We start from the raw sequence: 12,117 nt of genomic DNA, 5'->3' as shown, positions 1-12,117 counted from the left end.
CTCCCGTCGATCGTATGAAAATGTTTTCATCTCGCGCAAAACGGCGCATAAGCGCGCCGCCGTGAAGTTTCCGCAAAACAAACAGCTTGACCTTTGCGCTGTCAAGCCGCAAAAAGGTGAAAATCGAAATTGGACAGAGGAGTTCCGGTTCGACTTATGAAAATGTTTTCATCAGGGAGGATGAGCATGTCGAAGCTCTTTTCGGGCGTCAGCGCATTTGTAATCGCCGGCTTCATCGGGGCGGCCTCGGCTCAGGCCGAAACCAAGACGATCACATTCCTGTTCACCGATGACGACCAGGGCTATGTCCAGCGCATGGCCGAGCTCAGCAAGGAATTCGAGAGCACCCATCCGGATGTGAAGGTCAATTTCGTCTCGTCGGGCTATGATGCCGTCGCCAAGCAATTGCCGGTGCAGCTTGCGGTCGGCGAGGGCCCCGATCTCGCCAAGATCACCGATTGGCAGCTGGCGCCCTATTATCTCGATATGCGCCCCTATATGAAGGATCCGGAAGCTTACGCCAAGCTGCATGGAGCGAGCCTCGAACAGCTGCGCCTGCCGAACATCAACGAGCCGACTTCCATCAACGGCTACGTGGCGTCGCAGACGCTCAATCTTCCCTTCGTCAACAAGACGCTGTTCGAGCAGGCCGGCGAGCCCCTGCCGGGGCCGAAGGCGACGCTGAAGGAGATCGTCGAAGCCTCGGCGCGGGTCGCAAAGGCGACGGGCGTGCAGGTTCCCTTCACCATGGACCGCTCCGGCCACCGCTTCTCGGGTGCGGCCTTTTCCTACGGTGCGACCTATGTGAAGGACGGCAAGTTCAGCTTCCCGGACGAGGCGGCCAAGAAATACATCGCCGACGTCTATTCCTGGACGCAGGACGGGAGCTTCCCCAAGGAGATGTGGGGCGCGGCCGGCGGGTCGCAGTACAAGAACATGGGCGACGAGTTCGTCAACGGTAATGTGGTGACCTATCTGGCCGGAAATTGGATGGTCAACCCGTTCCAGACGAAGATCGGTGACGCCTTCGATTGGACGGCGATCAATGCGCCGTGCGGCGAGGCCGGGTGCTACGCCATGCCGGGCGCCACGGCGATCGTCGGCTTCAAGCGGACCAAGCATCCGGAGGCGGTGGCCGAGTTCATCGAGTTCCTCGGCTCCGAGAAGATCCAGCGGGAGATCGCCGAAAACTACGTCATCCTGACCGGCGCCGATATCAAGGACCCGCAGTACAAGCTTTCCAGCGACAACGCCAAGTCCGCCATGGCAGTGTTCCTCGACAACAAGAAGAACGTGCCGCAGGCGGCACGCGACTTCGAACGCCAGAAGGGTGGATCGGCGCTCTACCAGCAGATCGTGCAGCGCATGAGCCAGCTGATCGTCGGCGAATTGTCGCTCGAGGAGACCTACAAGGTGCTCGAGGACGACGTCCGCAAGATCAACGAGGCGCGAGCGACGCAGTAAAGCGCCATTCTCATCAAGCCTCCCAGGCTGGACGACGTGCCCGCTCAGTGGGCGCGTCGTCTCTCGCGCTCAATGCAAAGAAGAGGAACGCCATGCAGTCGTCCATAACTGTCCGCCACGCGGTTCATTACTCGCAGTCGGAAGCCATGACCGGGAGCGCGTTGCGGCAGAATTTCCTGATCGAGGAATTGTTTACGCCGGGGAGCGCGAATGCGGTCTATACGCATTACGATCGCCTTCTCCTTATCGGCGTGATGCCGGAGCGGGAATCGATCGGCCTCGGCGAAGACATGGCCCGCGTCGTCGGTGGCGAATTCCTGCTTGAACGACGCGAGCTTGGGCTGATCAATGTCGGCGGTCCGGGGATCGTCCGGGCGGACGGCGCCGTTTTCGAAGTCGGCTTCCAGGACGCGCTCTATCTCGGCATGGGGACCGGAAACGTCTCCTTCGAAAGCCCCGATCCTTCGGCGCCGGCCAAGTTCTATATCAACAGCGCGCCCGCCCATGCCGCCTATCCGGCCCGGCATATCCGCAAGGCGGAAGCGATCGAGCTCAAGCTTGGCGACGGGCAGACCTCGAACAAGCGGAGGCTCTACCAATATATCCATCCCGATGTCGTGCCGAGCTGCCAGTTGCTGATGGGCATGACGCGTCTGGAGCCGGGCAGCGTCTGGAATACGATGCCGGCGCACACGCATGACCGGCGCATGGAGGCCTATCTCTATTTCGAAGTGCCGCAGGACGCTTTCGTGGTCCACCTCATGGGGCGGCCGGAAGCGACGGGCCATCTGATCGTCCGGAACGAACAGGCGGTCATCTCGCCGCCCTGGTCGGTCCATTGCGGCGCCGGGACCTCCTCCTATGCCTTCATCTGGAGCATGGCCGGCGACAACAAGTCCTTCAAGGACATGGATTTCGTGCCGATGGGGGATATCCGATGACGGCTGCCGCCGGCCTTTTCGACCTCTCCGGAAAACGGGCGCTGGTCACCGGCGCGCGCACCGGCTTGGGGCAGGGCCTCGCCCTGGCGCTCGCTTCCGCCGGCGCCGACATCATTGGGCTGGGGTCACAGGAAATGCCCGAGACGCGCCGCGCAGTCGGGGCACTCGGGCGGCGGTTTGAAGAGGTCGTTTACGATCTGCGCGATCCGGGCGGAATTCCGGATCTGTTTGCCGGCCTCGTCGAAGGCGGCGCGGCGGTCGACATCCTGGTCAACAATGCCGGTCAGATTCGCCGGGCTGACTTCACCGAATTCACCGAAGAAGACTGGGACGACGTGCTGAACATCAACCTGAAGAGCACCTTCGTGCTCTCCCAGGCGGTCGTCCGGCACATGATCGAACGGGGCATCAAGGGGCGGATCGTCAACGTCGCTTCGCTGCTCTCCTTCCAGGGCGGGATCCGCGTCGCCTCCTATACGGCCTCGAAACATGGCATGGCGGGGCTCACCAAGCTCATGGCCAACGAACTGGCCGCCAAGGGGATCACGGTAAACGCGATCGCGCCGGGTTATATGGCGACCGACAATACCGAGGCGCTGCGCAACGATCCGGAGCGCTTCCGGGCCATTCTCGAGCGCATTCCCTGCGGTCGCTGGGGCGAGCCGAGCGACCTCGACACCGCCGTCCTGTTCTTCGCCTCCCCTGCGAGCAGCTATGTCACCGGGCAGGTGCTCGCCGTCGACGGCGGATGGCTGGCGCGCTAGCTCCGATCGGTTCGGACGGGAATGCCTCTTCTCCTTTATGAGGTGAGGCAGGTCGTCCAATCCACGAGAATTTTCTGTAGATGCAATCCGCTGCCCCGGTCGTGCTATCATCGGTACGGACAGGGCTTTCGCTCGCCGAAAAATGGATGTCGCTTGCGGTCAGGGGACTTTGAAGGCCTTTAGCTTTCCACCGGTCCAATCACCTATCGAGCGCCGGAGAATTGCGGGGGTGCGGCATGCGAGAATCCGAGCCTTTGCCGGTCGTGGCGATCATCGGAGGCGGCTTCAGTGGCGCCGCCGTCGCACTGCACCTCACACGCAATCTGGAGCGAGCGGCGCGTGTCATCGTCTTCGAACCGCGCACAAGGCTCGGTGCCGGCCTTGCCTATGACACGGCGGAGCCTGCCCACCGCATCAATGTGCCCGCCTTCAAGATGAGCCTTTATCCGGACGAGCCGGAAAGCTTTGCAGACTATGTTGTCCGGGCCGATACGGCCGCCACGGATCCGGGCGCCTACACCGCCGAGGGTATGGCCTATCCGCGGCGCTCGGTGTTCGGGGACTACGTCGCGGCGGAGCTCGCCCCCTCTCTCGCGAGCGGGGCGATCGAGCATCGGCGCACGCGGGTCCTCGAGGTCGGCCGATCTGCGGACCAATGGACAGTGCTTGCGGAGGATGGGGAGGCACTTGCCGCCGACATTCTCGTGCTCGCCGTCAGCCATCCGGCCCCGTCGCTGCCGAAGACTTTGCGCCCGCTTGCTTCCTCTCCGAAACTGGTCGCCGATTCGACGCGGGCCGACGCGCTGGACGGCATCGCGCCGGCAGATCGCGTCCTGATCGTCGGCAATGGTCTCACAGCGGCGGACGTCGTTGCCGCACTTACGGAGAGGGGCCACCACGGGCCTGTCATTTCCATATCGCGACGCGGCTTGCGGTCCCGCGGCCACCCGGCGGTCGCACAGGACCCGTTTGGCGACTTCGTCTCCGATCCAATCACCCGCGCGTCCGAGCTTCTTCGCCGCATTCGCCGGACGCTGCGGGATGCCCGGCAACAGGGATTGAGCTGGCACCCGGTCATCGATGCGGTGCGGGCGCAGGGCCAGCAGATATGGCAGGCCTTGCCGGTCGTCGAGCGCCGCCGTGTCGCCCGCCTGGCGCGCACCCATTGGGACGTGCATCGGTTCCGCATAGCGCCGCAGGTCGAAAACGTTCTGGACGAGGCAGTCGAAAACGGGCGACTTGAAATTCTCGCCGCCGCCATCGCATCGGCGGCGATCGAGGGCGACGCGATCAGCGTCGAGCTCAGGCAGCGGGGCCTCGAGACACGGCGCCGCATGACGGTGGACGCGATCGTGGTGACCACCGGCCCGGCCCATGGCGAGATACTGAAGTCTCAGCCTTTCCTGACGGAGCTCGAAAAGGAGGGCGTGCTTACCCTTTGCGCCACCGGCCTTGGGATCGCCTGCGATCTGCACGCTCGCGCCGTTGGCACCGACGGCCGGGTGGAAGAGAACCTTTTCATCGCCGGTCCTCTGGCACGCGGCACCTTCGGCGAATTGATGGGGCTGCCGCAGGTGACGGAGCATGCCGTTCTTGTTGCCCGCGAAATCGAAACGCTGCTTGCGGGTGGTGAAGCGAGCCGGCTTTACCCCGTCGTCCGCTGAGTGCAAAAGGCAGGAGGGCGGCGCAATTCGCCACTTCCGCTGTTTTTCAGGGAAATATCATTTGCGATTTAAAACAGCGGCTTGTATGTAATTTCCGGGACGCGCGAACGACTTTCGTCATTAAATCTGGTTTTGCCATTGCATATCTCAAGGCGGCGTCTATATATAACGCGTCGAACATTGCTTGTGACCTTTGTCTACGCGCCGATGCGCTTTGTCAGATTTCCTCTCAAATATCGATCAAGCGCGGCGAATACTCGTCCGCAATCTCTAGCGATTGAAAGGAAATCGTTATGAATTCAGGCACCGTAAAGTGGTTCAACAGCACCAAGGGCTTCGGCTTCATCCAGCCCGATGACGGCTCGACGGACGTGTTCGTCCATATCTCCGCCGTTGAACGAGCCGGACTGCGCTCGCTCGTCGAAGGCCAGAAGGTGAGCTACGACATCGTCCGCGATAACAGGTCCGGCAAAAGCTCGGCAGACAATCTGCGAACTGCATGATTTGTCATTCACCTCCGCTGACCACGGATGTACTGGCAGGGAGCGTTCGAATGACGGAGCGCCGTGGCGCGTCTGAAAGGACGCGCGGCGCTCAAGGGAGGTCGGGGTAACGCCCGGCCTTTTTTGCTGGTGCCACCGAAGGGCACAGGTCGCCGCGGCATGCTGCCCACGACCGAACACGGAGAGGCGCAGTATCGCGTCCGGTTCGGAACCGCGCCCTAAACTGCTTACGCATCAGGACGGCCAAGTGAAAACGCTGCCCTCAGCCCACTGGGCCCCTTGAAATTTCCGCCCGTCGGCTCTTGATAGACAACATGTAGCGATCTCATCAACACGGAAAGGATATACTTTGCAGGTACTCGTCAGGGACAATAATGTTGACCAGGCTCTCCGGGTTCTCAAGAAGAAGATGCAACGTGAAGGCGTCTTCCGCGAAATGAAGATGCGCAGCGCCTACGAAAAGCCTTCCGAAAAACGGGCCCGCGAAAAGGCCGAGGCGGTTCGCCGCACGCGCAAGCTTGCGCGCAAGAAACTGCAGCGCGAAGGCCTGCTGCCTTCGCCGAAGAGAGTGGCGCGCACGCGCTGATCTCGCTTCTCGTCCTTCGCTTGCGCGTCTTAGTCTAAAAGACGCGCGGCGCTGTAGGTCAGCGCTGGGTTACATGCACGTTCAGATGAACGTTACGACGCGTACATGTCCGCGCCGCTCCAGAACGTCAATAACGACACTGGTGCCGGACCGGTTTGCGGCAACGTCGACGGACCCGGAGCCGATCTGCAGGTTCCTGATCTCGAGCTCTTCGATGAAACCGGGCAGGTAGGGCGTGTCGAAGGTGATCTGCATCTGCTTCGTATAGAACTCAAATCCGAGACAGGACTGGATCAGCGACAGGGGCGCTGCGGCGGCCCATGCCTGGGGGATGCAGGCGACCGGGTAGAAGGTGGGGCCCTGGGCGCGCTGGCGCGGAAAACCGCAAAAGAGCTCCGGCAGCCGGCGCAGGTCGATATAGGTCGAAGCAGCGAACAGGCCTTCGAAGATCCGGGCGGCATGCCGGCGATAGCCGTACCGCGCCAGGCCGAGCGCGATCAAGGCGTTGTCATGCGGCCAGACCGAGCCATTGTGATAGCTCATCGGATTGAAACGACTTTCGGTGACAGGCACGGTGCGTATTCCCCAGCCCGAAAACGAGGCGCCGGACATCAGCGTCTTTGCGAGCATTTCGGCCCGCTCCGGAATGGCAAGCCCGGTGAGCAGGGCGTGGCCCGCATTGGAGGAACGAACCCGGCAGGGCTGCTTGTCCCCGTCCAGGGCGAGTACATAGGTGCCGAGTTCCGCATCGAAGAAGACTGCATCGAAGCGATGCCGCAAGTCATCGGCGCGGCGCGTGAACTCCAGGGCCCGATCCTCGTGACCGAGAACCCGGAGCATCCTCGAGGCCGCCTCCCAGGCGCCGTAGACATAGGCCTGTACCTCTGCGATCGCTATCGGACCCCTGGCAAGCGTGCCGTCCGCGTGGAAGACGGAGTCGTGGCTGTCCTTCCAGCCTTGGTTGATGAGGCCTTCCTCGGTCCGTCGGCCGTATTCGACGAAGCCGTCGCCATCGCGGTCGCCGTGGACATCGATCCATTTCAGCGCGGCCTCGATGTTCGGCCAGATCGTCCGGATAGTGGCGAGGTCGCCGGTGCGTTGCAGGTACTGGCCGGCGAGCATGACGAACAGCGGAGTCGAATCGACGCTTCCGTAATAGCGTCGGAACGGCACTTCCCGTAACTCGGCCATTTCGCCGAAGCGGACCTCGTGCAGGATCTTGCCCGGTTCGGCATCGGACAAGGGATCGAAATCCGTTGCCTGGTTGGCGGCGAGATGGGCGAGAACGCCTCGCGCAATTTCCGGGTCGAGCCACAGGGTTTCGATCGCGGTGATGATCGCGTCGCGGCCGAACACCGTGCTGAACCATGGGATCCCCGCATAGGGATAGGGCCCTTCATTGGTATCGGTGATCAGCATGTAGAGGTCGGATATGCTGCGGTGAACGACCTCGTTGAAGACTTCGTTGGAACTCACGATAGACGCCGCCCTTCCCGAAGAAGCGCGCAGCGCACGCCGCGCATCCCTCAGCGCGAAGAAGAACGACCTGTGACCGATCGCGATCGCGGGCTCCCGTTGGCAGTTGATCTCCATGAACAGCGTTCGGCTTTGGCCCGGTGCGAGCTCGATCTCGTAAACCGCTTCGCTTGCCGACAGCTGCGAGGGCGGCGGATCGAAACCGAGGCGGGTGGTCCGCTTCTGGCCGTCGAGACCGGTATAGGAAAGATGAACCTCGGTTTGCCTGGTCGTCGGTGGATGCATCTGGCCGCGCTGCTTGCGCTGCTTGCCGCGGACCTCGAAGAGATCTGCGAAATCGGCGGCAAAGGCCAGCCTGATTTCTATGCGCAGCGGCCTTTCATGGAAGCTGCGGACCAGAACCCTTTCGTAGCAGGTGCCGTTCCAGAGAAATTGCGATCGCCTGAGGTGAATCGTGTCATGGGCAAGGGCCAGTGCGCCGCTCTCGTCCAGGAAGTCGGGATTGGTCAGGTCGCAGGTCAGTGTCGCGTTGTCGTCCCTGAGTGTCGAGGAGAGAAGCATCGGCCTGGCGCCATTGATCGTCACGACAAGATGGGAGAGGTGGCGGGTATCGCGGTGGAACAGCCCTTCCGGACTGTCGGGCCCCGAATAGGCGTCGCCGTTGTGATCGAAAACGGCGAAGGTATCGCCGTGCTTCAAGGTGTTCGGGCGCCGTTCCTGAAGGGATGTGGCTGCCGAAACCGCATATGCGGGTGGCTCGGGGGCCGGAGAGGCGACGATCTCAGAAGACATGGCGCTTCCCTTGCAAGACTTTCGAAATCGAGTTCAGGCCGGCTCTGCCAGCCCCCGACGAGCCTACAGCGCCGCGCTGTTTTCAGACGTTGTTGCACTTTGAAACTCTGCAAGTGTTTCCCCTTCAATCGGCGACGATTCAAGGAACGTGCAGTCGTCGAAGGTAAAAACGCCTCGTGTTTCCGCGGTGTCTTGCGCGCGGCGGCCTCGCGGGTGCTCGCGAATGTCTGTTAACAACAGCCTCCGTATTTTGTTCCGGGCTCTACAGCGCGCGCGTCTTATCAGACGCCCAAAGGTCACTGTAGCACTTGGAATCGCTGCATGTTTTTAACCTTAAATCGACAAGGATCCGAGGGAACCATGCGGTCGTGCGACGAGCGGGCCCAAGAGCACGAGAGCTCCGGATCATCTTCTTCGCCGCCAGGCGCGCCGCCCGCGTCCGATTTCCTGGCACCTCACGTGGCCGTGGATGGAACAAGGCCGCAAGTGGTTGGTTGGAATGACATAAACAGTCGTTCCGCGATGGAGGAGCCAAGATGAACAATGAGACAAGTGGCCGCAGCCCCGGTGATCAGCCCGGTTCGCCCGCAACGACGCCGGAAAGCGCCGGCCGTCAGCCTGGCGCAGGGACAAGAGAAGGCGAGGGCGCCATGGACCGTGGCCTGCAACAGGCCGTGCGTGAGGATCTCGATGAGCTGCGGCAATTCGCCGGCGAGCAGACGGAGGAAGCCAAGGAAGCCGTCAGCCGTATGGCCGAGGACGAGAAGAACCTGACGGCGCGCCAACTGAGCGGCGTCGCAACTGCCCTTGAAAAAGTCGGCGGCGAATTGGAACAGTCGGATCAACGTGCCCTTGGCAGGTATGCCAAACAGATGGGCAGCTCGCTTCAGGGTTTCGCCCGCGACATCGAGGGCCGCAACCTCGGCGAGATTGCCGGCATGGCGGAAGACTTCGGCCGGAAGCAGCCGCTCGCCTTCCTGGGCATGGCGGCGATTGCCGGACTGGCCGCCAGTCGCTTCCTGACCGCCTCGGCGCATCGCCGCAGCAGGCGGGGTGTTTCCCAATCGTCCTCGCCATCGCCGTCGGCAAGCCCCAGACCAGGTGAAGGCGGGTGGAAATTCGAGGAGGATCGGCGCAATGGTTAATCATCGAGACGACCGCCCCTTGCCGGAGCTCATGACCGGTCTGGTGGCGGATATATCCGGGCTTTTCCGCAAGGAAATCGATCTGGCGAAGGCCGAGGCATCCGAGAACGTAAACCGGGCGATAGGCAGTCTTGAGACGCTTCTCGTCGGCCTGGTTTTCGCAATAGGTGCCATCGGCGTGCTGTTGAGCGCGGCGGTACAGGGATTGGCCGCCTTTCTCGTCGCACAGAACATGACCGAACCCAATGCCGATGCGTTGTCGGCTGTCATCATCGGCGTCGTCGTCGCGCTCCTCGCCTGGGCGATGATCTCGCGCAGCATCTCGCACCTGCGCGGCAGCAGTCTGAAGTTCGATAAGACGGCCAGCTCCCTGCAGCGCGACCTCGACGTTGTGAAGGAGAGAGTGCAATGAACGATTTTTCCCACACGCACTCGGCCGCCGAGCTGCAGCGAGAGATCGAGGCCGACCGGCAGCGGATCGAAGAAAAGCTCCACGCCATCCAGGAGCGCATGTCGCTCGGCCAACTGATGGACGAGGTGCTCGAATATGCCAAGACGAGTGGCGGAGCCGAATATCTGAGCAATCTCGGCGTGGCACTCAAGGCAAACCCCATCCCGGTTGCCCTGATGGGGATAAGCCTCGCCTGGCTGCTCGCCAATCCGGGCTCCCGCGCTCCCCGGTTCACAGGACTGGACAATGAGCCGGACGACTATCCACTGGCAAACGTCACGGGGTCGGTAAGGCGAAGCGGTCCGGTCGAGGAGAGCTTCGGCGAGCGGTACAGCCATTTCGCGGATGAAGGCGGCAACCGCTTCAGGGCCATGACTGACGCTGCCGGTCGCCGGGCCGGCCACTTCGTCGACCAGAGCGGCAAGGTCTATCGCGGCTTTGCCGACGCCGCCGGCAAGCAGATCGAAGACATACGCGACGAGACCGGTGCCATGTTCGACGAGGCCTCGGGTTGGGCTTCCAGGACGTGGCGGCAGGTAAGTGACTCCGCGGGCCGCATGTCGGAGTCCATTGCGGAAACCGGCAGGTCGCTTGCCGGCAGTGTGCAGTCCGCCGGCCGATCGCTGGAAGACCAGGGCGCGCGCCTGAATGCAGCCATCCTCCAGCATTTCCGCGATCAGCCGCTGGTCGGCGGCGCGCTTGCCTTTGCCGTAGGTGCGGCGATCGGGGCTGCTCTGCCCCACACCGAGACCGAGGACGAAGCCATGGGCGAGGCGGCCGACGAGGCGCGCAGCCGCTTGGCGGACAGGGCCAATGCAGCGGTTGGCGAGGCAGTGGGGACTGCGCAGCAGGTGCTGGACAAGGCGGGTGATGCCGCCCTTGAAGCGCACGACGCCGCCAGGAATCGGCTACGCGAACCGTTTCGGCGCCTGCTTATTCGACGAGCGACACCGTCTTGCCGACGATGATCTCGTCCGTCGGCGAGGCGCAGGTCTCCATCGTCGAATTGCCGGTGAAGGTGATTTCGTTCGCGACGATCTGCGTGCAGCCGCCCGAAACCGTCGAGTTGCCGGTAAACTCGATGCGGCCGCTTGGGATGTACAAATTTCCTTCCAGCGTCGATTCCGAATTGCCCGTCACCTGATGAACCACGCCCGCATCGCGGCGACTTCCGAAGAAGAGCAGGCCGGCATAGGGTCCACTCGCCGGCGCGGTCAGGTCGATGTCGCCGTTGCCAAGCAGCTTCGCGGTCGCGGAATTCGTGAAATAGAAGGTGACGCCCTCGCCTGAGAGTTTCGCTCCCGCCGTCACGGTGAGTTCGCCACCGTCGATGATGTAGAGGCCAGGCTTCAGCGCGATCGTTCCCTTGATGTCCAGCCCGCCGCAGAACCGGATCGCTGCGAGCCCGCTCAGGAGGCGGTCGAGCAGGTAGGTCGAGTTGGAGACATAGTCCAGCGTCCGGCAGGGAAGCAGCTGGACCTGCAGCCTGTCCGGCTCGGCGACGCTCGCGAAAGGGTCCGGGGTCGGCGGGACGCGTTCGACGGGCTCGCTGCAGCCGGTCATTGTCAGGCCGGTCGTCGTCACCGCTTCGCCGACCGTGTAGACGCAATCGGTCGACATGAAGGCGCTACCGTTCTTCATAAGAAAGGCGTCGGCGGCGCTCGAATTGGAGACAACGCTGCAGCCCGACAATTGCACCTGGGTCGAGCCGGTCACGGTGACCGCGCCCGATGCCGAGCCCGACAGGGCCAGCACGCAGGCCTTCGAGCCACCCTTGACCTCTGCGACCGCACGGGCCGAGATCGCCACCGGCCCGCCGACGAAGACGGAGGAAAATAGGCGCGCATGCGTCTCCGTCAGTTCCACCGTGACCTTGGTCGATCCGGCGCTCAGTCCGGGCTTCGTGCTGACGGTCAGGGTGCCGGGGGCATAGCCCGAGGCGCTCGCGATCCCCAGCGCCGTGCTCTCGAGGGCCGGTTGCTGGTCGCCCGCCCGATGGCGGATGGCGGCCGCATGGGCCGACACGTCCGCCGCATGCTGCAGTTGACGCTGCTCCATATACCAGTAGCCGGTTTCCGCTCCGAGCCCCATCGCGCCGACCAGCACGGGAAACGCGATCGCCGCGATAACGGCGACCGCGCCGCCGTCGTTCTTCATAAAGGCGCGCGAAAGACGCCGCAGGCGCGGTGACGGCTTTTCGACTGCGATCACGTTGGTTCCTTTGTCCATCCGAGTGTCACGGGATCCTGATGTTCCGGGCGGAGGATATATCCCGGCAGGGCGGCAGTTGCGATTCGGCCGGTTGGCCTAGTCCTGCCCCATCCCGCTTGA

At 62.8% G+C, this 12,117-nt stretch carries 11 protein-coding genes; 9 read left to right on the top strand and 2 right to left on the bottom strand.

The features are described from left to right. The first annotated feature begins 186 nt into the window (after window positions 1–186). The 6 genes from AU381_RS21155 to rpsU all read left to right on the top strand — a co-directional run bounded on the left by AU381_RS21155 (window position 187) and on the right by rpsU (window position 5,922). Complete coding sequence (locus AU381_RS21155; RefSeq protein ID WP_064244171.1) at window positions 187–1,464, top strand: ABC transporter substrate-binding protein; 1,278 nt, start codon at window positions 187–189, stop codon at window positions 1,462–1,464. 92 nt (window positions 1,465–1,556) lie between these two features. Further along, window positions 1,557–2,405, top strand: coding sequence for a 5-dehydro-4-deoxy-D-glucuronate isomerase (kduI, locus tag AU381_RS21150; RefSeq protein ID WP_064243695.1), 849 nt, complete (start codon window positions 1,557–1,559; stop codon window positions 2,403–2,405). Beyond that, on the top strand, window positions 2,402–3,169 hold the full coding sequence (kduD, locus tag AU381_RS21145) for a 2-dehydro-3-deoxy-D-gluconate 5-dehydrogenase KduD (RefSeq protein ID WP_064243694.1): 768 nt from the start codon (window positions 2,402–2,404) through the stop codon (window positions 3,167–3,169). Before kduI ends, kduD begins: the two co-directional genes overlap by 4 nt. Window positions 3,170–3,405: 236 nt before the next feature. After that, entirely contained in the window at window positions 3,406–4,833 is a 1,428-nt protein-coding gene (locus AU381_RS21140) for an FAD/NAD(P)-binding protein (RefSeq protein WP_064243693.1), read from the top strand. 293 nt (window positions 4,834–5,126) lie between these two features. Next, window positions 5,127–5,336, top strand: a complete 210-nt coding sequence (locus AU381_RS21135; RefSeq protein WP_064243692.1) for a cold-shock protein — start codon at window positions 5,127–5,129, stop codon at window positions 5,334–5,336. A gap of 349 nt (window positions 5,337–5,685) precedes the next feature. Further along, the gene (gene rpsU / locus AU381_RS21130) at window positions 5,686–5,922 is read left to right on the top strand and encodes a 30S ribosomal protein S21 (RefSeq protein ID WP_014331582.1); all 237 of its coding nucleotides are present in this window, start codon (window positions 5,686–5,688) and stop codon (window positions 5,920–5,922) included. A gap of 81 nt (window positions 5,923–6,003) precedes the next feature. Here rpsU and AU381_RS21125 read toward each other — a convergent pair whose 3' ends face one another. Continuing rightward, window positions 6,004–8,190 (bottom strand): amylo-alpha-1,6-glucosidase, encoded by a 2,187-nt coding sequence (locus AU381_RS21125; protein ID WP_064243691.1) that lies wholly within the window; start codon window positions 8,188–8,190, stop codon window positions 6,004–6,006. 536 nt (window positions 8,191–8,726) lie between these two features. Here AU381_RS21125 and AU381_RS21120 point away from each other — a divergent pair. Genes AU381_RS21120 through AU381_RS21110 form a run of 3 tightly spaced genes read left to right on the top strand, consistent with a single transcriptional unit; the run spans window position 8,727 to window position 10,754 of the window. Further along, on the top strand, window positions 8,727–9,335 hold the full coding sequence (locus AU381_RS21120; protein WP_064243690.1) for a hypothetical protein: 609 nt from the start codon (window positions 8,727–8,729) through the stop codon (window positions 9,333–9,335). Continuing rightward, a complete protein-coding gene (locus tag AU381_RS21115) occupies window positions 9,328–9,747 on the top strand; it encodes a phage holin family protein (protein WP_064243689.1) in 420 nt (139 codons plus the stop codon). Before AU381_RS21120 ends, AU381_RS21115 begins: the two co-directional genes overlap by 8 nt. Further along, window positions 9,744–10,754 (top strand): DUF3618 domain-containing protein, encoded by a 1,011-nt coding sequence (locus AU381_RS21110; RefSeq protein WP_064243688.1) that lies wholly within the window; start codon window positions 9,744–9,746, stop codon window positions 10,752–10,754. Before AU381_RS21115 ends, AU381_RS21110 begins: the two co-directional genes overlap by 4 nt. Here AU381_RS21110 and AU381_RS21105 read toward each other — a convergent pair. Beyond that, entirely contained in the window at window positions 10,720–12,015 is a 1,296-nt protein-coding gene (locus tag AU381_RS21105; protein ID WP_064243687.1) for a pilus assembly protein TadG-related protein, read from the bottom strand. The genes AU381_RS21110 and AU381_RS21105 overlap by 35 nt on opposite strands. Between the last annotated feature and the right edge of the window lie 102 nt (window positions 12,016–12,117).

This window comes from Sinorhizobium glycinis (genome assembly GCF_001651865.1).
GTDB classification, from domain to species: Bacteria; Pseudomonadota; Alphaproteobacteria; order Rhizobiales; family Rhizobiaceae; genus Sinorhizobium; species Sinorhizobium glycinis.
The sequence above is the reverse complement of the archived record's forward strand: the minus strand, read 5'-3'. Positions and strand labels throughout refer to the sequence as shown.